Source organism: Paenibacillus sp. J2TS4, assembly GCF_018403245.1.
Classification (GTDB): domain Bacteria; phylum Bacillota; class Bacilli; order Paenibacillales; family NBRC-103111; genus Paenibacillus_L.
Genome location: NZ_BOSH01000001.1, coordinates 936,924 through 963,776, shown reverse-complemented (window position 1 = coordinate 963,776; position 26,853 = coordinate 936,924). Strand labels below are relative to the sequence as shown.

The window sequence follows — 26,853 nt, the reverse complement described above, 5'->3', positions numbered from 1 at the left end:
TTAAAGATGCCTACGAGGAAAAGGATGGGATCCTCGGATACCGCCAGATGACCATTAAACTAAACCGAGAACATCATTTAAATGTCAATCATAAGCGAATATACAGACTCATGGGCATCCTAGGCCTAAATCGGTATGCCGCAGGAAGCGAAAGAATTACATCCATTCTACGCCTGAAATTACGGCGGAAAATATCTTGAACAGAGACTTTAAATCCTCTGAGTTCGGTACGAAATGGCTCACAGATGTGACTGAAATGAAGTACGGCTCCCAAAATAAGGCTTATCTTAGTGCGATCCTCGATTTATCGGATAAAAGCATTGTTTCTTTTGTGATAGGGCACTCCAACAACAATGAACTTGTATTTAAAACTTTTGATATCGCCCATAAGACTTATCCTGACGCTACACCCCTCTTTCACAGTGACCGGGGTTTCCAATATACAAGCAAAGCATTCAAGAAAAAACTAGATGATGCACGAATGACACAAAGCATGTCCAGAGTATCCAGATGTATAGATAATGGTCCAATGGAGTCATTCTGGGGAATGATGAAATCCGAAATGTATTATCTCCGTAAGTTCAGTACATATGAAGAACTGGAAGTAGCCGTAATAGAATACATCGATTACTACAATACTCATCGTTACCAGAAAAGACTTAATTGTATGACGCCGTTGGAATATAGACAATACCTTCTAAATTCAGCAGCATAGAAAATGGCACCAACCATAAGGATACGGTCAGTGCCACAACTTTTTGTTTTTTATACTGTCTACTTGACAGGGGGCAGATCATTGTTTAGAGGTCGGGCTTTCATTGATTTTTTATACCTGTAAGAAATGGCTCTGAAGAAATTTTCCTAATTACTGACTCGGAAGGCTATCGAGCTATTCCATCGAACAATTCCCAGTCGCTCTCCGTAAAATTCCCCATGTGCCACAAAGATACTCCTTGCAAGCCATAATATTGAGCCAACCATATCTTAGCTTCTATACTGTCGGTATCTTCATACCAAAGCTCATGATCCCCGTTCTCGTCGGAATAGAGCAATTGCTTCAAGAAATAAGGCTTGGACAGCTTGGCTTGAACATCCGGCTGCTGCATGCGTTCCTCCACTCTGTCGATGGAGGGGGAATAATACTCGGTCCCCGAAGGACCGACAACCCATTGATTGGCCTGCTTGGATATGCCCAGGATCAGCTTCTCGGCCGGAATCGATTGCAGCGCCTCCCGTACCGTGTCGCTCACCAAAGGCAGGGGTGCAGAGGGCAGACGGCTGTTCCGGTCGGTATAATCATAGGCCATTAAAACCACCGAATCGGCGATGCGACCGATTTCATCCAAATCGTATCCGGCATAGTAATAGGTCGGCGGAACCGCTACCTGCAGCGCGTAGCTGCCCAGCCTCTGTTCAAGCCCTTGCAAAAATCGAGTGAACGGCTCACGGCTCTCTTCCTGCAAGAGCCCTTCAAAATCAATTGATATTCCGGTAAATCCATATTGTGGATCGTTCAATACCGCCAGCACAGAATCATAGAACGACTTTATCGCGGGCTGATCCTGAAGAAATTGCGCCAATTGCGGACCGTTATTATAGAACACCATCAGTTGTTTGGCAACCTGATTCTGATCCGCCGTATCGATAGCGGCCTGCCAGCCTTCCGGAATCCGGTATTCGCTCGATTCCGTATTCAATCGGGCTGTACCTTCCGCTGAATAATCGAGGTGTGACCAGCCGAATACAGCTTGATCCAATCCCGCCAGCTTATTTATATTGGAATAAGAACGAATAGCATAAAATCCGGTGAGTGTTAAGGAATGATCTGCCTGCAGGCGATCCGCTAATCGGTGGATGATCGCCGCCGCTTCCTTCCTCGTTAACACATCTGACGGACGAAACCCGAGATCGTCCCCTTCCATCACCCCGTAATTAACCGCGTAGTAGACATAAGGAGCCAGATCCGGACGTATTTGATCGCGATCGGCAAACCCGCGGGTTTCCTGCTCCTTCTGCCATTCCGATTCCAGCCAGGACTGTCCTAGCTGCTCGTTAAGATCAGCGATAAGGGATTTGCCCACTGCAGCAGCAACCTCTTCTCTAGTAATGGCTTGCTCAGGGTGGATCAGCCCGTTATCGATCAGTGAGTCTACCCAGCCCAGACGATAAGCTGCTTGAATATAAGGATAAGACCAGCGATCCCCGGCAACATCGTATAATGGAGCAGACGGCTCCTGGTCGATATTAAGCCTATGGGCCGTCGTCAAAAGCTTAATAAACGCTTCTCGGGTCAAATGGCCTTCCGGTTGATAGCTTCCGTCGGAATAACCGTCAATCACCCCTAAGGACGACAGCAAATAAACCGATGTCTCTGACCAATCCCCCTCTTGTAAATCGTTAAAAGGACGCAAAGAGACGTCATAGGCATGGATGCTTCCCGCAGCTGCATTCATAAGCAGCAATCCCGCCAATAGCGCTATCCAGCATTTCTTCATCTTGTCTATCTCCTCCCATGTATAAAACGCGACAGAGGAAGGAAAGTTGCACCAAAAAACCACCTTCGGCGGTTTATCGTAAAGGCTAGCGGAACCAAGCTAGAGATGCTCAAGGAGCAGACACTTAACCTGCCGCGAGGAACTAAAGCCATAAATATATCGGTATGGCACAAATAGATGTGATGATCCCGGTCATCGCCATGGCGAATCCGCTGACGCTGCCCGTAAGCTCCGATTCACGCAGCACTCTAGCGGTGCCGATCCCGTGCGAGGAAGTTCCGATCGCTACACCAACCGGAATGTCTTCCCGAACTCCAGTAAGCTTAAGCAGCTCCGGACCGATCATACTGCCAAGAAGACCGGTCAGAACAGTCAGGACCGCGCCCAATTCAGGCATTCCGCCAAGCTGCCTTATAATTTCCATCGAAATAGGGGTTGTCGCCGACTTCGGAATCATCGTCACGATCAGTTCCCTGGTACCGCCTAACAACCAGACCAATAACGCGGCACTGGCCATGGCGCTAAGGGAGCCTGCGGTGATGCCGCACAGAATCGAAGCTAGCCGGTCCTTGATCCGGGAAGCCTGCTTATACAGCGGTACCCCCAGAGCGACGGTAGCCGGACCCAGCAGAAATTCGATCCATTCCCCTCCAATGCTATAGGCTTCATAGGGAATCCGGGCCAACAACAGGAGCGCGACCAGGCCTCCGCTTGTCACAAACAGCGGATGCAGCCATTTCCACCGCTGGTGAAGCTTCAATGCGATCAGGTAGGCCATGACGGTTATCGCGATGCCGAATAACGGATGCTCATAAGGTAAGTTCTGCACGATCGTTATGCTCCTTCTTGTTTAAGCCTTTCGCCACCCATCCGGTTACCAGCAAGGCCATTAGCGTACTTCCAAGCCAACTGATCCCGATGGTCACCCACTGCTCACGAAACAGGGGAAAGAACACCTGGCTGCCCACAATAATCGGTGCAAAAAAAAGCATCATATGCTTGAGCAAAAATTGCGAGGTCTGCTCTACCCACTCCAGCTTGACCCAGCCCAGAAATAAAGAAAGGGTAAACAGCAGCAATCCCATCACGTTTCCCGGCAACGGCAGCGAAAAGCCGCTCTGAAGCAGGTGCCCAAGCAGGTTAAATCCGAGAAGAATGCCAATACCGAGCATGAACATCCACCTTCTTCGTTTAACGGTAGAGAGTGATATTATACGAATAAAAGTCGCCGCGAAAATAAGAATTCAGCAGTTCGACCGGGTTATCTTCTTCGTTATAAGATATTCGTTCGAAGAAGAAAAAGGGCAGTTTCTCGGACACTCCCAATTTTTTCGCGACATTTGGAGCCAATATCGCTTCCATTCGTTGGTCCGCTTTGACAAGCGGACTGCCTATCTGATCCAGGTAAGAATAAAAAGATGTAACCTCCAAATCAACCTGGTCCAGGTCAGGCACTAGCCGAACGGGAACGACAAGACTTTGCAAACCAATCGGATTGTCATCGACATATCGACTCCGATAGACATAATAAACTTCCTGATTTTTATGAATTTGCAGTAAATGCTGCTCTCTTTGGTCCGGCAACCGCTTAGTAAATTGTAGAATTTTGGATGAAGGATTCATTCCCAATTCCTTCATATCCTCGTAAAAGCCGTTCAATTTGTTTAAATTTCTTTCCACCTTGCTTCTGGCGACAAAGGCTCCTTTGCCGTGCATGCGGTAGACAAGCCCTTCATTCACTAATTGAGTGACGGCGTGTCTCGCGGTCATTCGAGAGACCCCGAAAATTTTCACAATTTCGTCTTCCGAAGGCAGCTTGAAGTTGACCGGATACTCCCCACTGATGATTTTGTCTCGTATATTTTGGGCAATTTGCAAGTAAAAAGGAACATGATTATTTTTAAGCATCGCCTCTACCGGACCTCCTTTCCCTACTATTGTCTATACCAGTATACCTATTGAATATCGGGGTGAAAAGAGACCGGATGCAAGCACAGGCTATAATTTTTTCATAAAGGGAGAACGGAATAAGGCTGTCGCCGGGTAATTCCGTACAGTAATAACTTCGGCCAGTTTATTCTAGCACCCTTTTCGTTACGTTGGGGTAGGGAAGATGCAGTCCTGGCTTAAAAGTCGCGGTTAGTCCGTTATCAATAACAAAATCAGTTCCACTGATGCCCTGTGCAAGCGGGTGGGCCAAAAACAAGACGCTGAACGCGATTTCATCCGGATGGATATATCGTTGCTGCGGGATATGCTCCAGCAGCATTTGCTCGGCTGTCCTGAAATCGCAGTCGTGCAGGGAAGCGATTTTCCAGATCAGTTTATCAAGCCATGGCGTATCCACCCAGCCGGGACATAGAGCGTTGACGGTAATTCCGTAAGGAGCCAGTTCCGCCGCCATAATTTTGGTCATGCTGGAAACAGCCGCCTTACCCGTCGAATAGGGCAGATACGTCTCCAAACCAATCAACGCGGTCATCGAAGAGATATTCACAATTCGGCCGCATCGGCTTTTTTTGAGGAATGGGGCCAGATGCTTATTGACGAGCAGCGTCCCATTGACATTGACTGCATACATCTTGTCCCAGACTTTGATGTCGATGTCTTCCAACGGGCTTTTGTACATAATTCCTGCACAGTTGACTACGAGATCAGCTTGCCCGAATTTTTCCAGTGTCTGTTCAACCGCCAGCTTTACCGAGGCTTCCTCCGAGACATCGACCTTCAACGCCATGACCCGGCCTCCGAACAATTCCTCCCCTTTTCCGATTTCTTCGTTTTCCGCAATATCCCAGCAGGCAACCCGGGCGCCCGCTTCCAGCAGGGCTTGAGCTACCGCTCGTCCAATCCCGCTTCCCGCTCCTGTGACGACCGCTACCCGATCGCTCATATCGAAGGTCATCCGACTAAGATTAGATGATCGGGAGGATCGTAAAGTCTCCAATGATGGCAAAGATTCTCCCGCTGATCGTGCTAACCCCTCTTGTTGAGTAGAAGTGTCCTTCTCCGGTTTAATCATCATTTCATTCCTCCAGATTTACGATTATTAGTTGAATGGGAAAGTGTAAAGCCGTTTCCTCATCAGCCTTTAACAGCTCCGGCTGTCAAACCTTTAATAAAATAACGGGTTACGAAAGAAAACAATACAACCATCGGAACGGCGATTAAGGCGGCTCCGGCCAGTAATTCCCCCCGCTGCAAAGAAGTCGATTCTTTAATGGTGGCCAAGCCAACCGGAATCGTCTTGTTGCCTTCTGAGGATACAATCATCAGCCCGAATACATAGTCGGTAAACGAGACAATGAAAGAAAATACTCCGACACTAATTACTCCGGGAAGCATTAGCGGGAAAATGACTCGAATAATGCTTTGCAATCGGCTCGCCCCGTCTACCCAGGAGCTTTCTTCCAAGTCAAACGGAATGGTCTTGAAAAAGCTGACCAGCATCCATACTCCGAATGGAAGCGTTATCGCGATATGGGATATAATTAACGCCGGAATCGTATCGTCGATGCCCAAGGTAATAAACAAACCGAGCAATGGAATAGCCAACAGCATGGGCGGCAGCATATACCCGACCAGCATTGTATTCAACAGCAGGCTTCTGCCAATAAATGAGAAACGGGTAAGCACATAAGCCATAAGGGTTGACAGAACGATGGTTACGAACGTGCTCGACCCCGCCACAACAAAGCTATTAACGTAATAAATAGGGAAGTTGGTTTGGTTTATAATATTTTTAAAATATTGCAGGTCAAAAGCGGTGGGCCACAGCTTTGTGCTGTCCGTAAAAAAATGCTCTATCCCTCTAAGGGGAGAGACCACGATCCAATAGATCGGAAATAACGAATAAACTAGAATAGCGATCGCCATAATATATAGCAAAATTTTTGCGCGTAAATTTTTTTGCATAGGGAAGTGCCACCTTTCACCGGGAACTTGCCGCTTTGTATTTCCTTTTGGCTTTCTTTTCGGAAAAAATTTTTAAATATACGGCCATAGCCAAGCCCATGACAACCAAGGAAATAACGGCCAATGCCGATCCGTAGCCGACATTGAACATTTTGAATGTGTTCAAATAAATGTAGACGGGCAATATTTCCGTATTTTCTAATGGCCCGCCTCCAGTCAAGAGCCAGATCAGGTCAAATTTATTAAACATCCACAACCCCCGCAGCAGGACAATCGTCACAATCAGATCCTTCAGCATCGGAAGGGTGATGCTCCAGAATTGCCTCCACGTGCTGGCTCCATCCAGAGTGGCGCTTTCATACAGATCTGCTGAGATCGTCTGCAAACCGGAAAGAAAGACAAGAGTGACAAAGGGAGTCCACGTTTAGGTGGATAGCATAATGCTTGTAAACATCGCCAAATTGACGGACAAAAATTGAATTTTTTCGAGCCCCAGAGACGCGATGATTTCATTCACGATTCCATTGTTAACGTCCAGCATCCACTCCCAGCCTATCGTTACAACGACGACAGGAATGATATAAGGAACCACCGAAATCCCCCGTAAAATGTTATTTCCTTTAAACGTCTGATTTAAAACAAGCGCAATGGCAATGCCTACTATCATCTGCAGGCCAACGGTGGCGCCGGCATAAAAGATGGTTCGGCCCAATCCGTTCCAAAACCGTTGATCTTCAAAAATATGAACATAGTTATCCATCCCGATAAAAGTCGCGCCGTTTACGAAGCTGTCTGCTTGATAGAAGCTGTATTGAATCGCAAGAACCGTCGGAATGACGATAACGACTGCAAAGATAATAAGTCCTGGCAACAAAAAAGAGAAAATTAACGGAAGGTCTCGTTTTTTAACATTCTGTTCGATGGCCATCGCCCCACTTCCTTATTGGCAGATCTTGCGGACGCACTGGAGATTCCGGAACGTCCGCATGGATTCACGAATTGTCTCAGATTTCTCCATAGAATTAAGCAGAGATAAGAAGGCTCTACTGATCAGCGCTGGATCAGGGAACGGATCTCCTTGGCCGTTTCGTCAACGACTTTGCCCGGGTCCTCATTGTTAATAGTGACGCGCTGGAACATTTTCGGTATAATCAGGGACTGAAACACTTTGCCCGGACGTTCATCCGTCGTCGGACCATCGGTATCGATCGAGTGCAAGGTCGCTTCGGTCAGCAGCTTGTACTGCGGCTCCACGCCGGTTTCCCAATATTTTTTAATGTTCGGAAGGTTCCTCCATTTTTCACTCTCATAAATCGATTTTTGTGCCGGGAAGTAATGAACAGGGACGGAATTCAGGAAATCGATCATTTTTTCCTTATAGAACCATTCCACGAACTTTTTAGTCTCATCTGTATGATTCGTTTGAAGTACGGCCATCGAATCATAACCAAGGGAGGCGGCTACCCCATTGCCATCCTTTCTCGGGATGCCGAACACCTCGAATTGATCGGCCAGTTTAGGATTTTTGGAATCCACAATGTCCACAAGTCTTCCCGAGTAGAAGCTCATTCCCACCTGCTCGCCCACGAAAGCTTCTGTCATATCCGAATAGGATGCGTTGGCCGCCTTGGTAGGCATGTATTGGAATAATTCCTTCAACAGATTAAGAGATTCCACGACCTTCGGCTTCATCTCTGGAGAATCGAGAATAACGTTCCATTGATCGTCAAAAATTCGAACATCGTTAGCCCAAAGAAGCGCGCTTGTAAGCCAGTTGCTGGAATCGTCCGCTTTGAGCGGCATAATCAAGCCATACTGGTTGGCGTCTTTGTCGGTTAGCTGTTTGGCTGCATTGACGAGCTCGTCCCACGTTTTCGGAGTGCTCAATCCTTTTTCGGCGAGCCAGTCTTTACGAACATATCCGTATCCGAGATTGTAATCATATGGAATCCAGTATACTTTCCCGTTGATCGGAAAGAGAATATGCCCGTCGTAGAAATCCTCGGCTCCACCCAAGGTTTCTATGATGTCATCCACCGGTGTCAGTCTTCCTTGCTTCTCCAGCAAAGTGATATGTCCAATATATCCCGTCAGGAAAGCACTGTACTGAGAAGATGTCCCATAGGTAGCGTTAATTTTAGTATAGACGTCGGCTAAAGGAACCGCTTCGGCTACTACCTTCACCCCGGTTTTTTCTTCATATTCCTTGCCCGCATCCTGAAGAACTTTCATCGATTCAGCGCCGGTTTCAGTAGAAGCGATACGAATCGTCACGTTTTTATGGCCTGAAGCGTCTGTTCCTCCGCCTGATTCCGCCGGCTTACTCCCCCCACCCAGACATCCGGAAACGAGAGAAGCGGTCAACGCTAAACTTACGGCTACCATTGTACTTTTGTTGGCCTTCAATGAAATCTCCCCTTTGCTATTTCTGTTTCCATTATGGAAACGCTTAAGTAAGCGTCGTCATTTTCTTTCTTGCGGCTATTTGCCCGGACATCCAAGATGAATACTCTCCCTGCTTGAATTCCAGCGGCAATATATCCTCAGACTTCCTGATTTGGATTCCTAGCCTGCATCTGAGGACACTGGCAATTCAATCGCTACTGTTTTATTCGTTTCCAATGGACTCTCCCGACGTATTCTTACCGTCATGGAATCACTTGCTTACTTTAGTTCCGTTGCTCGCCTGAGGTAGAGTCCATCCACTCGGTCAATCTGTGCGAAAGCTGCTTCGTACTGGTATGAAGCTCTCGATAAATGTCGAACAGCTCGTCATACACTTTGACATGCTCCTCAATCGGAGCTACCTTAGCTACGATTTTTTGCGCTTGGCGGACAGCTTCTTTCAGATCGGAAAACCAGCCGATGCCCGTCGCAGCGAGGAGACAATTTCCGAAGGAAGCGTCACTGACTTGCGGCACTTCCATCTCGGCCTTCAGAATATCCGCCATCATCTGTGTCCAAATCGGACTCTTGCCTCCGCCGCCGATAATTTTGATCGGCTTGTCCGGACGGGCGGAATACTCAGCGCCCGCATCCCGGATGGAAAAGCCAACCCCCTCCAGCACCGCCCGGGCAAAATGCGGGCGGCCGTGCCTCGCCGTCAAGCCAAAGAAGGATGCGCGCAAATAAGGGTCCCAATGAGGGGAACGCTCTCCGTTAAGGTAAGGCTGGAAGATCAAGCCTTCGGCCCCCGGAGAAATGCCGGCAATCTCCTCGTCGATAAGTGAATAAATTCGTCTGGCGGATACTTGCTCCTCGACTTCTTTGTAGAAGGCTTCTTTAAACCAGCGAAACGAGGATGCGGCAAAATTAGTTGCGCTGTTTTGATAATAGAGTCCTTTCACCACATGCTCATAAATAATAATATTCGTATTGGTAGGAAGCTCGCTGGAGACGATCGTAAAGTTGCCTGCGGTCGCCAGCTTAACTACGCCATCTCCTTCTTCGACCGTCCCACAGCCGTAAACTTCGGCAGCTGTGTCCGCCGTTCCTATAATGATCGGAATTCCGGGAGGAAGGCGGAGACGGTTCGCCATTTCCTGAAGGAGCCGGCCACCTGAATCGGTCGGACGCTTCACCTCGGGGAGCATCGTCCGGTCCAGCGACAAAAGCGAGAGCAACTGCTGGGACCACTCGTGTTGATGAATGTCGTATAACAACGTGCCCTCTGCTTCAATGTAATCTGTAGCCAGCTCTCCGCTGAAACGGTATCTTACATAATCCTTCATAAAAACAATCCGGTCAATTTGCTCATATAGCCGGGGCTCGTGCTTTGAGAGCCAAAGCAAGTGACTAAGCGTCCAGGTCGGGCTTGGCCTATTATTAGTGATCCGAAAAATAAGATCCCCGTAATGATCGGCCAAATAACGAGCCTCCTCTCCGCTCCTCTGGTCATTCCACATGATGACTCTTCGCAGCACGCGTCGCCTCTTGTCCAGCAGAACCGCTACATGATGAGGAGCGGAAAAGCCGATGGCGGCGATTTCTGCCCGCTGTTCCGCAGTAAACGAAGCCAGCGTCTTGTGAACCCCCTCCACCGCCGCCTCAATCCATTGCTCCGGCTCCTGCTCCACCCAACGGGGAAACGGATAATAGGACGGATACGGAACATAAGCTTCGGACACCAAACTCCCCTTCGAGTCAAGACAAGTTACCTTGCAGCCACCCGACCCATGATCTATTCCGATAACATATTGGTTAGCCATCATATCCAGCCCCGTTTTCCAATTGAACCAGTATTTTGACGACCGGGTCTCCGCGATCGATGGATTTAAATCCAGCCTCAATCACTTCATCCAGACCGATAATCCGGCTGACGAATGGCTCTGGATCAAATCGACCGCTTTCCATCAGTTCAAGCGCATATTGATAATCTTCCGACTTGTAGACCCGGGACCCGCGAATGTTCAATTCTTTCACAACGACCGCATTCGTATCGATCTCCGGCGGCTTCTTCGGCAAACCGGCAATCACAACCATTCCTTTGATCCCGGTGGCATCAATGCAATCTGTAATTCCGAACTGGGTCCCGGTAGCTTCGAACGAAGCATCTGCTCCTTTGCCATTCGTTAATGTACGAAGTCTGTCTCCGACCTTGCCTTCTTTAGGATTCAGAACCTGAAACCCGAGTTCCTCGGCTTTGCCAATCCGATAGGGGTTAATTTCCGACACGTAGACGTTCGCCCCGTGAAGCTTGGCTATGCTGGCCACAATCAACCCGATCGGACCGCCTCCGGTAATCAACACGTTCTGGCCCTGCTGAATAGCAGCCGTCCTCACCATATGAACCCCGACCGAGAGCGGCTCAACCAAGGCCGCATGTCTTAAGGATACGGAATTCGGGAGCCGAAACAGCTTGTGTTCGGGAGCTTTGACGAACTTTGCCATTCCTCCATCGGTATCGACGCCTATCAATTTCAATGTGGTGCACACATTGTAATTTCCGGTAACGCAAGCCGGGCAAGTTCCACGCGTGATCAGTGGCTCAACGACGACCCTGTCTCCGGGTTTATAGGCCGAATCGGGACTGCCTGTCCTTTCTATCACACCGGAAAATTCGTGTCCGAGAATAACCGGCGGCTTAACCCGCGCCATCCCATCGTGCCAAATATGCATGTCCGTCCCGCAAATTCCGGTATAGGCTACGCGGATCAACACCTCTCCAACCGCAACCTCCGGTACTTCGTTTTCTTTCAAGACCAACGTATGATTGCCTTCGTATACGAGTGTTTTCACAAGTACACCTCCTACCAGATTCCAAAACCGAGCTTGCCCGGATTCATGATGCCTTTAGGATCGATCATTTTCTTAATATCCAACAGCACGTCATAGGCGTCTCCGTATTGCTCTCTCATCAGCCATCCCAGCTTGAAGCCGATTCCATGGTGCTCATTCAACAAAGCACCATTTTCCATATTGATTCGAGAGCATTCCGCCCAAATTTCGTTATGCAGGCGGAAGGCCTCCTGCGGATCCTCCGGCGGGTTGTCAATGTAGAAGCGGTCGTAAATCATCGTTCCCCAGGGATACCAGTGCGAGAAGTGAGCCATATACTTGGCGTCCCACTCCTTGTATTTTTGCTCGATCGTCTGTTTCTTGGCTTCATACAGCTTTTGGATATTAGCATAAGTTGTAATCGTCTCAACCGTCCCGTATAGCAGCGGGTAAGCCGGTTGAAGCGGCGGTTTATAGAAATCATAGCGGTGCTCCCACCAGTAGACCCCCGGCCCTTCTCCAAGATCCTTGCCACCGTTGGCAAGACAAATATCTACCACTTTCTTCATGTGGATTTCAGCCATTTCACGGAAGCCGTCCACCATAAGAACCATGTTGACGCCCTCCACCTCCTGTCCCGTGTCTCGCAAAGACCGCTTCGTGGAGCCGGGATCATACAACCTCATGACGGCTGGATTCAACCGATTCACCATAATTTGTCTTCCCGCCTCGAGTCCTTCTCTGACGGTTGAAAATTTGATCATTCGGAACAACCTGGCTTCCGGGATCGGATCCAGCCGGATGCTGACCTTCGTAATGACTCCGAGAGTCCCCTCCGAACCGACGAATAGCTGCAGCATTCCCGGGCCGCAAGCGTGATTGGGAAGCGGGAGAGTGTTAATTACTTTACCGTCTGGCAGCACGACCTCGATGGAAAGAACCATATCCTCGGCTTTGCCATATTTCGTTGACATAACTCCTGAACCGCGAGCCGCCAAATAACCGCCCAGAGTGGCGATATCGACAGAAGACGGATAGTGAGCCAGCATGTAACCTTTCGTATTCAAATAATCTTCCAGCACTCTTCCGTTAATGCCGGGCTGAGCGGTCAGAATGAGTGACTCCTCATCGATGCCTATAATTTGATCCATTCTCGTCAAGTCGAGCAAAATACCCCCGTACATCGTGGCCGCTCCACCTTGGGTTCCCGAACCTCCTCCGCGAGGAACGACCGGAACCTTATAGCTGTTACAAATTTTCATCACTTTGGACGTTTCTTCCGTTGTATAAGGCCGGACGATAAAGTACGGCAATGGAATCTCCTGTCCTTTCTCCTTCCACATATGGGTCAACCAATACTGATCCACCGACAGCTCTTTTCTTTTGTCCTCCACTGAGAGAACGTTTTCAAATCCGACGGCATCCTCCAACTCTGAACGAAACATCTCCAATGCGTACCCGACTAATTTCAAGCTTATCTCCCCTCACCTTGGTTGTAATAGACGAAACTTGATGATCATCCTTCCGACTGTTGCTGAAAACATAAGTCAGGCATCTTCTTAACATCTTCTCCTTCATCACCTACTTTCCAACTTGTATATACGTCTATATAAAATAATATCACCCCCCTTATAAATCCGTCAACTACTTTTTGAAGCGCTTTCGTATAAAAATTTAGGCTCTGTCTCTTTTCGGTTAAAAATGGAAATGGGCACTTTGCGAAAAAGGGGAAAGTGACACGATATTCGGGAATAAATGCGGAGACAGACCGCCCAGTCACTGCAGATCGTCATACGATAGTGCAACTGCAGATCGTCATACGATAGTGCAACTGCAGATAGCGCTCGTGCTGGGAGCAGCACATGGGAGGAATACACTGGGAGCGAGAGCGGATGAGACAATCACTTAGGCGGGAGCACACTGGAGAGGATAGGGCAATCACTTAGGCGGGGGAACACTGGAGAGGATAGGACAATCACTTAGGCGGGGGAACACTGGAGAGGATAGGACAATCACTTAGGCGGGGGAACACTGGAGAGGATGAGACAATCACGTATGTGGGAGCACACTGGAGAGGATAGGGCAATCACTTAGGCGGGAGCGCACTGGAGAGGATAGGGCAATCACTTAGGCGGGGGAACATTAGAGAAATACTCGCGGGACCGTACATGAGTAAGCCACATGGAATCGCCAAACATGGAGAACATCGGAGCACCATATAAGAACACACCCATGGATAGTCTTTCAGCTAGGGGTACAATAGTATCTCGCGCTGAGTCGGGGATGGTCCCGAACGATAGCCTCAAGCATTCTAACGAAACTGGGCAACCTTATTTGCGCAAAAACAGGCCCATCGAGATTTTAACGAAACGGGGTAACGCTATTGGCAGAAAAATCGATAAAAAGAGGAAGAAAAACGCAGATAGCAATACACAGTTTCGTTAAATTTTGAAACAGGGCGAAAATAGCGAATTAACGTTATGGAGTTTCGTCACGATCCAAACGTCGTATGCTGATCATTTTGAATATTTTTCCAGGCGCATTTGTGCCTTATTGCGGACCGTTATTCTAAAACACCATCGGCGGTTGGCAGTCTAGCAGTCTGCACAGTCTGCACAGATTCTGTTCTGCAAACTATACAGTCGCTGAAAAGCGAAAACGGACATGCAGGGGCAGCCAAACCGCACAGCCTGTTGACGTGTGGGGTGGGGAGTCCGACCAATAGGTGTGTGGGGGTAACCAAGACGGATGGTCAATAGGTGAACAGGAACGACCAGTGACCAAAAGACATGCGGAAGTGCACGTCTATTGCCCCAGAATCCCCACAATATCGAAGAGGACGTGCAAACATACACGTCTTTTCCAATAAAAACCGAAAAATAGGCCAAATGTATACATCGACCTGCATATTTGTTGGTCTTTAGCTGATTTCTACTCAAAACGTCCAAAAGACATGTAGATTTGCAGGTCATTTTTTACAGATCATTACCATCCACTATGGTAGTGTAGTCATACTGGTCATATTTTTACCATCCATGGAGATAGTGTAGTCATACTGGTCATATCTTTACTATCCACGAAGGTAGTTTAGTTTTACTGGTCACAGTTTTGATGACTATATTTCTAAAGGGGGTAGTTTTAAGAGGTACAGATATGCTTGTCCGATAATACGGTCCCGAATGGATTGCTTCTTTGGAGCCAAGACAGGCCCCGTTGACCAACTTTAACGGGTACTTTCCTCAAGCATTGCCCGGTCTCTCTCCGTAAAATTCCCCATAGCTACAGTGATACCCATCTTGTCCATCTCCCCCCTCCCTCACATCTAGAATGCGGCATAGAGAGGAAAATCGCACCCAATAAAGGTTATTATTTCAGCTCGGCAAAAACACGGCCAATGGAATCATGAATTACATAATCGGCTGAGTCGTCAAAGGGTGTAGGCGTTCGATTGATGATAACGAGCCGGTCTCCGGCAAAATAGCGGATCAGTCCGGCGGCAGGATAGACGGACAGCGATGTTCCGCCGACGATCAATAGATCGGCTCCGGCTATGGCGTCCATCGCTCCCATCAGCACTCTCTCATCTAACGCTTCTTCATAGAGGACAACATCCGGCTTAAGCTTCCCCCGGCACACGGCGCATTTCGGGATAATCTCTTCATTCTTCAGAACATAGTCCAAATCGTAGCTTTCATGGCAGTTCATGCAATGATTCCGGTGAATCGATCCATGAAGCTCCCACACGCTGCGGCTGCCTGCCGCCTGATGCAGACCATCAATATTTTGGGTGATGACTGAGGTGAGACGCCCTTCCTGTTCCAGCCTGGCCAATGCCAAATGAGCCGCATTAGGCTTAGCATCGGCATAAATCATTTTATCCTTATAGAAACGGTAAAAATCTTCGGTCTGGCGAATAAAAAAACTGCGGCTAAGAATCGTTTCGGGAGACACCTCCTCCCCTCCGGATATCCGGTACAACCCGGTTTCCGAGCGGAAATCGGGAATGCCGCTCTCCGTGGAGGTGCCGGCCCCGCCAAAAAAGACCATCCGGCCGCTCTGTTCAAGAAGCTGGCGCACTTCGTCCAAGTGATTCATCTTCCTTCCCCCGCCTCCTTAATCTTTACGACGGCTGCTATACGGTGTTAATCGGTTTCCCCGCAAGAAATGCGGAGACGTTGGCTGCAGCTTGAGACAACAGCCGCAGTCTGGCCTCCCGAGTCGCCCAAGCGATATGCGGCGTCAGGATGCAGTTCTCCGCGTTAACCAGCGGGTGATTCGCATCCGGGGGTTCCTGCGACAGAACGTCGACCGCCGCTCCGGCTATTCGGCCTTCCTTCAAAGCATCGGCCAAATCCTGCTCGCGCACAAGCTTGCCCCGGGATGTATTGATCAGGAAAGCTCCCTTCTTCATCCGGGCAAGCGTCTGCTGTCGGATCAGCCCCTCTGTCTCAGGAGTCAGCGGACAATGCAGGCTGACCACATCCGACAAGCGAAGAAGCTCCTCCTGATCAACAATCCGAACTCCATTATGAATCGAGCCCGGAGGCAAACTGCGCTTGGTCGCTATGACGTCCATGCCGAATGCGCGCGCCAACTCTGCGGTTTGCTCTCCAATCCGTCCAAGCCCGACAATGCCCATCGTCTTGCCTGCCAGCTCGATTAATGGAGTTTCCCAATAGCAGAAATCTTGGCTCGCCGCCCATTTGCCTGACTTGACCGTATCGCTGTGCCGGCCCGCATGATGACAAAGCTCCAGCAGCAAAGCCAAGGTAAGCTGAGCTACGGAACGGCTGCTGTAATCCGGCACGTTCGTTACGACAACCCCCCGCTCCGATGCTGCTTCTACATCAATGACGTCATAACCGGTGGCCAGCACTCCGATATATTTCAGCTTCGGGAGGACAGCCAATGTGGCGGAGCGAAGCGGAGTTTTGTTCGTCAATACCAAGTCGGCCTCCTGAGCCCGGTCCACAATTTGCTCCGGAGCGGTTCGATCATAGATCGTCACCTGCCCCAGACGCTCCAATGGTTCCCAGCTCATATCACCGGGATTTAATGTATATCCGTCCAATACAACTATTTTCATGATCTGCGTAAGGATTTTCGTGACTGGAATCATCGAAGGAATTCCACCTAAGAATGCGACAATAAATACTGTTAAGCTTTATTCCCGGCAATATTGATCTCCTTATTACGATTAGTCCAGTTCCTTACTTCCTCCCTCCACATGGATTAGGCTGCTTGATATTCTTTCTCTGCTTAAGAAATGGCAAAACTATAGATGAGCTGGATTGTCTGAGCCGCAGATACCACGACCCGGAATCGATCGATAAAGCTCATCCTAAAATACGCTTGGCCGAAGTGACCGTCCGGGATACGGTAAACGCATCGACCCGCTTTATCCCGGGCAAAGAAGCCTGCTGCTCGGCATATTCCTCCGCTTTCAAGCCAATAGTGACCGTATAGGGGGACTCCATAAGCAAAGGTTCCCTGCGCGGCTGCTTCAGTGCTTCCTCCACCTCCTGCCGGATTCTCCGTGTCGCTTCTCCAGGGTGCAGACTCCTCGCCCTGCCATGGGAGTGCCCCCATTTGACCACCGTCCCCGGCAGGTTTTCACCGCAAAATTGCCGGGCTTCGTCGACAGCCGCCCGATCTCCGCTAATATAAGCGACGGGCACACCGCTGGCTCCCGCAATAAGCGCCATCTGTCCGATCTCACCGATTCGGCGATCATTAATTTCATAGTAAGACACCCGCAAGTGGCTTTGAGTATGCGGCATAACCGCATAGGGTGTACCTTCCATCGCGTGATAACCTATGAGAAGCATCGAGTGAAAGGATTCATCCAGCGAAGGCAGGACATTCGCCGCCGAATCCGGCCTCTCGATCTCAACAGACGGATGCATGCGCTCCCACAATAGATTGTAGTCCGGGCTTCCATGCCCGTCATTGATGACAATCCGTGTCGCTCCCGCGGCCATCGCCCCTTCCACGGCTGCGTTAACCTCTTCGGTCAAGATCGTCCGGTACTGTTCATATCTAGGGCTCCCCTGCTTTACCTGATCCCATTCGGTCACAAGGCTGATCCCTTCCATATCCGTCAATATATAGATATTCATACCCTTCCCACCGTCCTTTGTGTGCATCCATTATTTTAAAATAATAGTACAAGGTATGTAACCGGTAAGCTCATTTCTAATATAGCAGACCTTGACAATTCGGACACTCTTTTTAATAGAAAAACCTGACCTTGCTATACACTAAGCTTCCTCGCACAATGCATACATTAGTTCTTCCTTAAGGTGGATTTGGGGAAGCTTTGTTTCAATATCTCCCGTACAGTCAGGTTTTCACTTCTGAGCCTTCATTTTACTCCTTAGACTTCACTAACGTTTCGACGATCCCTGAATAGGATGTACACAGAAAGGGCTGGAGTTTACCCGCGGTTTATACACTATTTACAAAAGGGAGGAGACGCAAAATGACGAAGCAAATTCAGATAGCGGCTTTTGGCGACCTGCTTGTTCGGGGACCGATCATCGAGTCCGCCAAGCTTCCCGGACAGGACCGCTATTCCTTCGATCCGATCCTGGAGCCCGTGGCGCCCATTCTGCGGCAGGCCGATTTGACGATTGGCAACCTGGAGGTGACGTTGGCGGGAAGAGAAGTGAACTATTTGAGGAGAAATCCGCGGACGAGGTATCCCGAGTTCAATTGTCCCGACGAATTGGCAGCCGCTCTGGCTAACGCCGGAATCGACGTGTTGACGACCGCCAACAATCATTGTATGGATCGGGGAGCGGCCGGCCTGGCCCGGACTCTGCGAGTGTTGAACAAGCATCGGATTGAACATACCGGAACCTATGCCTCCAAAGCCGAGGCGGGCAAGCCGCTCCTTCTAGATCGAAACGGAATCCGCATTGGAATCCTCTCCTATACAAGAGGCACAAATGGCTTATCCGTTCCTCATCCGTGGATGGTCAATCGTCTTCGTCTGGCCAATCTTTTGCGCGATCTTAAAAAGCTCGTTCGCCTCACCGATCTGCCGATCGTCTGTATTCATACAGGGCCTGAATACAGCCATACACCGACCAAGGAGCAGCAGAGACTGGTCCGAATCCTGTTCAAGCATGGAGCGCGCCTTGTACTCGGTTCTCATCCTCATGTCGTCCAGCCGGTATGGCTGCCGTCCCCGGAGCAAGGGGCGGTCTATTCCATGGGGAGCCTTGTGAGCACCCGATTGAAAAAAAATCCCGCCACTCTGGCGGGGGTCATTATGCAATTCGAAATCGTTAAAGAAACGAATGGCAAGATACGCTTCTCCAACGTAAGCGCCGTGCCGACCTGGATCCGCTCTCCGGACAAGACAGAAAGCGGAACTTACCAAGTCGTGCCGATCGAAGCTGCGATTGAGCAGCCCGGGGTGGTAACCGAGGCAGAGGAGCGGGACAAGATGATGAGGATGAAGGAGCAGACCTTATCCGTCCTTAATGTTAGCTCCTCCGATCTAGTTAACATCAAATAACATAGTCCAAAACCCACTCGGTTTCATAACGATTAGCCTTCTCCAGCGGAGGAGCATAGAGATGAAAGGTAATGAGCGGCTCCTTCGCCGGGTTGCGCATGGCGTGAACCTGTCCAGGCTCAGCATAAAAGCAGTCTCCCTCCCTGACAATGGCCTCCGAAACATATTCGGCTCTTCCCCGTTCATTAGGGGTGTAAATGGTGTTGATCATCGTTCCCTGAACGACATAGCCGCACCCCACCGACTCGCCATGATCGTGAATAAAGGTGGAGCGGCCGGCCGGCAAATGAACGACGATCGCTTCCACCTCCTCGGTCCGATGAATAACCCGGCGGCCATAAGGAAGCTCCCTCGGCTCGGTCACATAAGAGCTTACCTGTTTCGCTGTACAATTCAGCCTGCGAAGCGCTTTTCCAAGCTCCACTTCATTGATCGTCGTCATTCCTTCAGTCACTCGTTTAACTTCTTCCAACCAATTCATGGCTTCCTCCTTATACCGTTAATCGTTTAGTCCATAAGAAATCAGGTTCCGGATGAGGCAAAAGTCTATAGGCCCTGTTTCAATGTATGGAGAAACGAAGAAGAGGGTTCCACGGCTATCGGTTAATCCGAACGAGTGTCGATGCCATGCTGCAGCAAATCATTCGCGGGAAGCGAAATTCGGACCTTCGTTCCTTCCTCCGCCCGGCTGTCGATCGACAGCTTTGCATCGTTGCCATAATACAGCTTGATACGGGATACAACATTTCTCAAGCCAAACAAATCGTTGACCGGATCCCCGGAAGGAGCCTTGGACGAAACAGAATCCGCAGCAGCCAGCTCGTTCCGGATATACTGCAGCTTCTCCTCGCTTAAACCGACCCCGTTATCCTGTACGACCAGATGCAGCATGTTGTCCTCCAGATGGCTTGCGATCAGAAGATGGCCTCCGCATGGTTTCTTCTCCAACCCGTGCAAGATCGCATTCTCCACCAAGGGCTGCAGCAGAAGCTTGAGAATGTATAGACGCTTGCTGTCCTCCGATATTCGATACTCTACTGCGAACTGATCGAGAAAGCGAAGCTGCTGCACCCGGATGTAATAATACAGATGCCCGATCGTTTCCTCAACCGTGAACGTATCCTGTCCTTTATTCAGACTAAGCCGGAAAAAACGGGACAGGTTCAGCACCATCTCGCTAATTTCGCTCGCATCGTAATTTTTCGCTGTCCAATAAATCGTGTCCAATGTATTGTACAAAAAGTGCGGATTGATTTGCGATTGCAAAAATTTAAGCTCCGTTTGCGACAAGCGCAGCTGCTGCTCGTAGTGGTTCTCGATCAAGTGCTTTTGATCGGCGATCATTTTGTTGAATGCGTTGGTCACATATCCGAACTCATCCTTGCGGTTTTGGTCGCTTAACCTGACGTCCAGATTGCCGAATCTCAGCTGCCTGAGCCCGTAGGCCAGATTAGACAGAGGGGAAGAAATCCCGCTGAACACAAGCCAAGAAATCCAGAGGGCCAGAATGACACTCAGCCCGATGATCAAATAAGTGAAGTTTTGCAGCTGCCGGGTTTTCCCGTTCAGTTCAATCTCCGGCTGCATAAGCTGCAGCGACCAATTTGAATAGCGGGATTTGGCACGAATAATGAACATATTCTCTTCGTGCTTAGCCATGCTTTTCATAACCATTTCTTCTCTCTCCGAATCCCAATAAGGGAAGAACCTGCTTTGCCCTGTGCCGGCGACGAGCTTGTTATCATTGGAGAATAAGTAGATATGGGCATTCTCGGACGGTTGAATGGAAGAAGTCAGCTTAAGCAGCGTATCCCTTTTGATAGCAAGAATCAGAATGTTCGGCTGCCGGTCATGATTGTATAAATCCATCGTCCGCAACAAATAAATTTGATCGGTTTCAAACGTGCCGTTAAGCAAATCCTCGTTGCCGTCAGCTTCCGGGATGTACAGCATCCTGGCCCCATTGGCCTCAATCGCCTTGGCGATGACGGGGTGCCTCTCTGCACCCGGGATTCGCTTTCCGCCAGAATCCGTCGTCACCATCATTTCCGAAGGGAGATGGAGGATCGAAATTTTGGACAAGATGTGATTAATGGACATCACATTCGTTATTTCCCGCATCAGGATCGAGAAATCGACAATCGATTGCGGGGTCAGCTTCGAATCCGCCTGTTCGAGCAGTTGAATCCAATTGCGGTCCGTTGCGAGCAGAGTCGATAATTCATCTACATTTTGAAGCGTCAAATCAATATACTCCACCGCGGCCTGAAGCGCACCGCGCGTTCTTTCCCCGGTCTCCTCCTCTAATATTTTCTGCGATTGGTTGTTGGCAAATAGGCTGATGATGACGAGGGGGAGGAGAATCAATAAAAAATAACAAGTCAGCCTCACCTGAATACGTCCGGTAAAGTAATGATAGATCCCTCTCAGCAGCCTTCTCATAGATGCGTGCTCCTCCTATTTATTCTTGTACCACTCGTTCACTTCTTCTGTTATTTCGTTCCCGCCTTCCCGCTTCCACCTTTCTACGAAGCTGTCGAATTCGTCCAACGGAAGGGTTCCGACAACGATTTTGGTGAACGTTTCATCCTGAAGCTGCTGCAGCTTGGTGTTATATTTGCCCATGGCCGGAGTCGGGGCCGATTCGAATTGGTTTTTAATCAAATTGGCGTGAACCTTCTCAATATTGTCCCACAGGTGAAAATGCTCTCCCAACGAATCCAGCCTGTCCTTGCTCACATCCAGCTCCACCGTGTCACAAAGCGCGCCATAGATTCCCCGGTATTTCTGTCTGTCATGCTCCGCGAAGTTGCTGATCATTTTGCCGTCCCTCTTGATCCAGACTTCGTTCTCGAACCCGAGCTTTAACGTTTTATGCCCTTCCCCCGCGATAAAGTTCAGGAAAGTGACCACTCCTTCCGGGTTGGAGCTCGTTGCCGGAATGACGTTGTAGGAACGAACCAGCGAAGTGCTATAGGTTCCTCGGTGCCCGTCTTTGCCTACCGGATATTCGAGCGGAATCCACTCGGCCTTCGGATCGCTCTTCCGGCTCTCTTCGATCGGTCCCCTTGTGTCGAACCAAGCTGCCGAGAAAAGGCCTACCTTGCCGGAAATTATTTTTTCCTCCAATGTCTTGGTCTTGTTAAGCGGAAATTCCGGATCCAGCAGTTGATCCCTGTACAGTCCGGACAAAAAAGCGAGCGCTTCCTTCGTTTCTGGAAGAATGCCGGAGTAAACTAATTCTCCGTCACGCTCATACCATGCACTCTTCTGCGTCCCGAAGGCGCCGAAGAATGGAGCGGTTCGGCCAAGATTCTCCGTAATGGATAAACCTATCGTGTCCAGGCTGTCATTGCCATCCGGATCGCTCTCGGCAAATCTCTTCATCACTTCCACGTATTCTTCCAGCGTCTCCGGAGGCTCCAGCCCCAGATTGTCTAGCCAATCCTTGCGGACATACATAATTTCCGTCCCCATCACTTCATTCAAGCTGGGGATGGCATATATTTTCCCATCAAAGGTGACCTGCTCCCATGCTTCCTGCGGAATAAGCCTTTTCAAATCGGGGCCGTACAAATCGATATATTCATCTAGCGGCATAATAGCATCCCGCTTCACATAATTGGACAGAAAGCCGGAATTGCTTGTATTGATCATATCCGGCAAGTCTCCTGACGTCATAATGACATTAAGCATTTCATGGTAAGCATCGATCGGAGGCAAAACGACGTCAATGTCCAGATTAGTGCCCTCCTTGATATAATCGAGGTACGGATTGTTATTCTCATTCATCCCTTCAGGAAAGGTGTAGCCCAGACTATTGATGACAATGCGAATTTTTTGATGAGGCAGAATTCCATGCTTCCGTTCGCTCTTGCCGTCATCCCCGCCTGAGGTCAGCCAGGAACAGGAGGCCAGCAGCCATCCGGCAACAGAAAATACCAGTAATCGGAGAACGATCGTACTGGAATGGCGATTATTCATATCCTTACTCCTTGCTGTATTGTTTAACGAGAATACCAGAAGTAAGATGTATAGTCATTGTACCTGTATGCGTTTCCAAAAAATAGATGTCTGCAGTTACTTAATATGGTACTCTCATGACTTTCACTTTGAACGATCCAACGACATCCGTCAAGAAGGAATCCCCCACTTTTTTTCTAAAAATAAAAAAAAACAGCCGCCTCCTTTTATGCAAGCGGCTGCTTTTTCTTCCTAAGCTCATTTAATTTCTTTTCAATCCGCAAACAGGCCTCCTCGGGCTTCTCCATCCCCGCCCACAACAGGTTCAGTTCATCGAACAGCCTGGTGGTCTCACTTTGACTTAACTGCAGGCTCTTTAGCGAGCGTGAATAAGGAAGCACGTCGAGAAAACGGCCGTAATGCGCCGGATGAATGGCCGGGTCAAGCAGGTCATCGTTCTCCGCCACCGATCTTAGAACCGGTATGGTGCAGCCGTAACGTTTAATCAGGGTCTGGGCTTCGGTTCCCGTCATGAACTCAACCAGTCTCTGGCTTAGCTTCATATGCTCGGATACGGAGTTAATTGCCAGGCCTCCCCCTAATAACAGAGTAGCCTGCTCCTGCTGCTTTGGCACCGGGAGCACGTCCCATTCAATGGACTGGTCGCGAAATTCATTCATAAAATAATAGGTCGTCATAATCATCGCCACCCGTTCCTTCACGAACAGGCTTTCCGCTAAATGACTGCTGCCGTGAGAATAAATCGGCGATACTTTGTGTTCATACATAAGCGAGGTGCAGAAGCCGAGAGCTTCTATGTTTTCTTGCCTGGATAGAGTACTCCGCCCGTTAGCCATCAATTCCCCGCCGTTCTGGAGCAAAAAGACCGGCCAACGGTTCATGGAGGAGGAGAAGCAGAAGCCGTACTGTTCTACTACACCGTCTTCGTTGATGTCACGGGTACATCGTTTGGCAAAATCCAACAAATCGCTCCAGTCCTTGAGCTGCGGCTCCTCATTAATTCCATTCTGCTTGAAAATCGATCGATTATAAACGATGACTACCGGGGAAAAAATGAAAGGTGCGGCCAGCATCCGCTCCCCGTTCATAAAAATCTCGAAAATCTGTGGATAGCTGGTTTCCTGTGGATCCAAATGCTCAGGAACATAACCCGTCACGTAATCGGTCTTGCCGGAATCTATCCACTCCCGGACATGCTGATCTGACAGCATAAAAACGTCCGGACTCTGCTCCTGCTCGATCATACGAATGACCGAATCCGTATATTCGTCCTCCGGGAGCAAGATTAGCTCGACCTTTACGTTCGGATATTTGGCCTCGAAAGCGGTCAAAATACGCCGGACGATACCGATTTCATAAGAATTGGAGAACCATGCGAGCTTCAATAGGATGGGGGGTTGTTCGCCGGCGGGAGTCGTAATGCGGTTTCCTTTGCCAGGGATCTTCTCGATCATTCCATCCTCGACCAGTTCAGACAGCGCTTTGCGGATCGACATGCGGCTCATCCCGTATTTTTCGCCCAGTGCGCCTTCCGGTAATATATACTCCCCTGGAGCCAGTTCCCCGCTCACAATCTCATCTCTCAACTCTTGAAGAAACCGATTATATCTTTCTTGAAAATTGTTTCTTCTGCGCAGCATTGTATACCGCTCCTATACATATCTTAATCTATCTATCAGTATAACACGGCTTGGTTGCCGTTACCATTTATGCTTAATTATTATAGATAGTGAGAAATAGATGTTATCTGCCTTAAAAATGTGGTGAAATGGCGGACCAACTGGACATACTCCTCTAATCGTGATAATTCGGATCTGATGCTGCCTCTGCCGCTCTATTCGGTCGTCTCCTCATACTGCCAAAGCTCGCTGCCGCAGCCAAAAAATAGGCTTCCCGCTATATATACCAACCCGCTAGTGGCTTCCTTCGGAGTAGCCGACAGCAGAACGGGCTCGCATAGGTCCGGATCGATCCGAAACAGCGCACCGCTTAACAAACCGTATAAGCTCCATTGGCCACCCTGCTGGACAGGGATAAGTCCTTGCCTGACGATCCGTCCCCAGTCCGACAAATCTCGGCTGGCAAGCAAGCACTCCCGATGCGGATCAAAGACGAAATAAATCGAGTCGGACGTCAGCCCATGAATACGATCCTGGGAATCACAGGCGATCAGTGAAATTTCCTTGGCTCCCGGTACCGGTGTCCAGCGGCGTTCGACCCGGCGGCTCTGCCAATTCAAGCGATACAGCACCGCTTCCCGGGCGATCGGCTCCGCCCCGCCGGGCGTTTCGATGCTGGTGCCGCCGATCACGCCTCCTGTACTTAAGACAGCCAGGCCCAGAGTGCTCTGGAACGGCACTATTTGATCGTGAGGGTAGATGGTCACCGTCTCGCTCGCGACATGAACTACTCCCAGTCCTCCGCCAACGGCCCCATACCCGGGAAAGCCGCCATAAAGAATATGCTCCCCATCCGAATGAGCAGCGGCACAACGCGGCCGATGAATCGAGTCGTCGGCGTAGATCAGCCTTGGGTTGCCCGGTGTTCCTCTCTGCGGACTCGGATCTTTACGCGTATCCAGAAGATAGACCTTGCCACCGGCATAAGCCGCTCCCAGCAGTATCGGACCTTGCGCTGCATAAGCACAAATATTGCCGCCTCCGCCCCCCTCCACAACCTTGGCCCCAAAGTTGGTCAGCTCTTTATTCTTCGGGTCATAACGGTAAAGATGCAGAGGATGATTGGAAGTGCCGTACAAGCGGCCGTCCGGTCCGCCAATGATAGGGGAGAGCGCTGTCCCTGACCCGTCGTATTGCAATGGCAGCACCGTCATCCGCCCATCCGCTTCCTCGATGACGAGCTCACCTTCGGCCAACTGCCAGGCAACGATGCGCCGGCCTCCGGACAAATTCCGGTGCAGCTTCTGATACCCGCTTCCGGCATACACAGACGGAGCCACTTCCTCGGCCGCCACCGGAAGGGCCTGACCCCCATGCAGCCGGAACCAGCGAGGCGCTGCCTCCTGTCCGTCCTTCGCTTCAGCATGCACGGCCGGCAAGCTGGCATAGACTTCGCCATCGCTTCCTCGGTGAACCTGGCCGCTGCCGGATACCGCAGAGCCGCCCGCTGCCCCAAGCTCATCGGCTGCCGGATGAATCCGTGTACCCGAAGCGGGATGATAAGCACAGAGGAGTGCTTCCTTCGTGCCGATCCCCGCATAAATCCAGCCTTGGCAATCGGCAGCCAGGGTCATCGCGTATTTTTGCTCCGGATCCAGCCGAGTTGCTAAAGTGCACTCACCCGCTGCCGGATCTACCTTCAGCAGCTTGCAGCCCGGATAGGTGGTCGCGTAGACGATGTTATCCTCGGTCTCCACGAACGCGAATCCAAGAATCTCTTCCTCCGGAATCTGCTCGCCATTGAACCACCAAACGAACTCGGCGCCAAACGGATCGAGCACCATCAGCATTCGGCCTGCCCCTGTGTATAACAAGCCGGAGCTGTCGCTCATCGAAGCAAATGGATAGTCGATCTGCCCCTCCGGAAATGGCAGCTGCTTGCACTCCCCGGAGACCGGATCTACAATCAGCACATAACCGCGAGCAGCGATGACGACTCGTTCCTTTCCCTCTGCATTTCGACAGACGGCCGCCGAACGGGTTTCATCCGCACGAACCGGCGTCCCCAAATAATGGAATGCCCCCACAATCCTTCCCC

At 49.9% G+C, this 26,853-nt stretch carries 21 protein-coding genes and 2 pseudogenes; 3 read left to right on the top strand and 20 right to left on the bottom strand.

Annotation, left to right across the window (positions count from 1 at the left end):
• A pseudogene (locus KJS69_RS30195) lies at window positions 1-116 on the top strand (IS3 family transposase); the annotation flags it as partial.
• A complete protein-coding gene (locus KJS69_RS04180; protein ID WP_213581902.1) occupies window positions 101-715 on the top strand; it encodes an IS3 family transposase in 615 nt (204 codons plus the stop codon). The pseudogene KJS69_RS30195 and the gene KJS69_RS04180, both read left to right, overlap by 16 nt.
• Window positions 716-881: 166 nt before the next feature.
• Here the strand turns inward: KJS69_RS04180 and KJS69_RS04175 are convergent, their stop codons facing one another.
• The 15 genes and pseudogenes from KJS69_RS04175 to KJS69_RS04105 all read right to left on the bottom strand — a co-directional run bounded on the left by KJS69_RS04175 (window position 882) and on the right by KJS69_RS04105 (window position 17,746).
• Window positions 882-2,495, bottom strand: coding sequence for an S-layer homology domain-containing protein (locus tag KJS69_RS04175; protein WP_213581764.1), 1,614 nt, complete (start codon window positions 2,493-2,495; stop codon window positions 882-884).
• 142 nt (window positions 2,496-2,637) lie between these two features.
• Window positions 2,638-3,324, bottom strand: coding sequence for an LrgB family protein (locus tag KJS69_RS04170; RefSeq protein ID WP_306434389.1), 687 nt, complete (start codon window positions 3,322-3,324; stop codon window positions 2,638-2,640).
• Window positions 3,305-3,667 carry a CidA/LrgA family protein gene (locus KJS69_RS04165; protein WP_213581763.1) on the bottom strand — a complete coding sequence of 121 codons (363 nt, stop codon included), beginning with the start codon at window positions 3,665-3,667 and terminating at the stop codon, window positions 3,305-3,307. Before KJS69_RS04165 ends, KJS69_RS04170 begins: the two co-directional genes overlap by 20 nt.
• 19 nt (window positions 3,668-3,686) lie before the next feature.
• Window positions 3,687-4,403: a GntR family transcriptional regulator gene (locus KJS69_RS04160; RefSeq protein WP_213581761.1), complete on the bottom strand. Its 717-nt coding sequence runs from the start codon at window positions 4,401-4,403 to the stop codon at window positions 3,687-3,689.
• A 166-nt stretch (window positions 4,404-4,569) separates the two neighbouring features.
• On the bottom strand, window positions 4,570-5,520 hold the full coding sequence (locus KJS69_RS04155; protein ID WP_213581759.1) for an SDR family NAD(P)-dependent oxidoreductase: 951 nt from the start codon (window positions 5,518-5,520) through the stop codon (window positions 4,570-4,572).
• A 59-nt stretch (window positions 5,521-5,579) separates the two neighbouring features.
• Complete coding sequence (locus KJS69_RS04150; protein ID WP_213581758.1) at window positions 5,580-6,410, bottom strand: carbohydrate ABC transporter permease; 831 nt, start codon at window positions 6,408-6,410, stop codon at window positions 5,580-5,582.
• A gap of 16 nt (window positions 6,411-6,426) precedes the next feature.
• A pseudogene (locus KJS69_RS04145) lies at window positions 6,427-6,822 on the bottom strand (carbohydrate ABC transporter permease); the annotation flags it as partial.
• A gap of 12 nt (window positions 6,823-6,834) precedes the next feature.
• Window positions 6,835-7,338, bottom strand: coding sequence for a carbohydrate ABC transporter permease (locus KJS69_RS04140; protein ID WP_213581754.1), 504 nt, complete (start codon window positions 7,336-7,338; stop codon window positions 6,835-6,837).
• Window positions 7,339-7,460: 122 nt separating this feature from the next.
• Complete coding sequence (locus KJS69_RS04135; protein WP_213581752.1) at window positions 7,461-8,816, bottom strand: ABC transporter substrate-binding protein; 1,356 nt, start codon at window positions 8,814-8,816, stop codon at window positions 7,461-7,463.
• A 263-nt stretch (window positions 8,817-9,079) separates the two neighbouring features.
• Window positions 9,080-10,621 carry a xylulokinase gene (locus KJS69_RS04130; protein ID WP_213581750.1) on the bottom strand — a complete coding sequence of 514 codons (1,542 nt, stop codon included), beginning with the start codon at window positions 10,619-10,621 and terminating at the stop codon, window positions 9,080-9,082.
• On the bottom strand, window positions 10,611-11,648 hold the full coding sequence (locus tag KJS69_RS04125; protein WP_213581748.1) for a zinc-dependent alcohol dehydrogenase: 1,038 nt from the start codon (window positions 11,646-11,648) through the stop codon (window positions 10,611-10,613). Before KJS69_RS04125 ends, KJS69_RS04130 begins: the two co-directional genes overlap by 11 nt.
• A gap of 11 nt (window positions 11,649-11,659) precedes the next feature.
• Window positions 11,660-13,099, bottom strand: coding sequence for an FAD-binding oxidoreductase (locus KJS69_RS04120; RefSeq protein WP_213581747.1), 1,440 nt, complete (start codon window positions 13,097-13,099; stop codon window positions 11,660-11,662).
• 1,894 nt (window positions 13,100-14,993) lie between these two features.
• The gene (locus tag KJS69_RS04115; protein ID WP_213581745.1) at window positions 14,994-15,722 is read right to left on the bottom strand and encodes an NAD-dependent protein deacylase; all 729 of its coding nucleotides are present in this window, start codon (window positions 15,720-15,722) and stop codon (window positions 14,994-14,996) included.
• A gap of 37 nt (window positions 15,723-15,759) precedes the next feature.
• Window positions 15,760-16,713, bottom strand: coding sequence for a D-2-hydroxyacid dehydrogenase (locus KJS69_RS04110; protein ID WP_213581898.1), 954 nt, complete (start codon window positions 16,711-16,713; stop codon window positions 15,760-15,762).
• A gap of 250 nt (window positions 16,714-16,963) precedes the next feature.
• Window positions 16,964-17,746 (bottom strand): M55 family metallopeptidase, encoded by a 783-nt coding sequence (locus tag KJS69_RS04105; RefSeq protein WP_213581744.1) that lies wholly within the window; start codon window positions 17,744-17,746, stop codon window positions 16,964-16,966.
• Between the two features lie 362 nt (window positions 17,747-18,108).
• On the opposite strand from KJS69_RS04105, the gene KJS69_RS04100 reads away from it, so the two are divergent.
• Complete coding sequence (locus tag KJS69_RS04100) at window positions 18,109-19,152, top strand: CapA family protein (RefSeq protein ID WP_213581742.1); 1,044 nt, start codon at window positions 18,109-18,111, stop codon at window positions 19,150-19,152.
• On the opposite strand, the gene KJS69_RS04095 is transcribed toward KJS69_RS04100, so the two are convergent.
• From KJS69_RS04095 to KJS69_RS04075, 5 genes are all read right to left on the bottom strand, one after another.
• Window positions 19,145-19,633, bottom strand: coding sequence for a cysteine dioxygenase (locus KJS69_RS04095; protein ID WP_213581740.1), 489 nt, complete (start codon window positions 19,631-19,633; stop codon window positions 19,145-19,147). The two genes, KJS69_RS04100 and KJS69_RS04095, sit on opposite strands and share 8 nt — an antisense overlap.
• 122 nt (window positions 19,634-19,755) lie before the next feature.
• On the bottom strand, window positions 19,756-21,594 hold the full coding sequence (locus tag KJS69_RS04090) for a cache domain-containing sensor histidine kinase (RefSeq protein WP_213581738.1): 1,839 nt from the start codon (window positions 21,592-21,594) through the stop codon (window positions 19,756-19,758).
• A gap of 15 nt (window positions 21,595-21,609) precedes the next feature.
• Window positions 21,610-23,136, bottom strand: a complete 1,527-nt coding sequence (locus tag KJS69_RS04085; protein ID WP_213581736.1) for an extracellular solute-binding protein — start codon at window positions 23,134-23,136, stop codon at window positions 21,610-21,612.
• 206 nt (window positions 23,137-23,342) lie between these two features.
• Window positions 23,343-24,776 (bottom strand): extracellular solute-binding protein, encoded by a 1,434-nt coding sequence (locus tag KJS69_RS04080; RefSeq protein ID WP_213581734.1) that lies wholly within the window; start codon window positions 24,774-24,776, stop codon window positions 23,343-23,345.
• Window positions 24,777-24,970: 194 nt separating this feature from the next.
• Window positions 24,971-26,842: a hypothetical protein gene (locus KJS69_RS04075; protein ID WP_249730340.1), complete on the bottom strand. Its 1,872-nt coding sequence runs from the start codon at window positions 26,840-26,842 to the stop codon at window positions 24,971-24,973.
• Window positions 26,843-26,853: the final 11 nt, after the last annotated feature.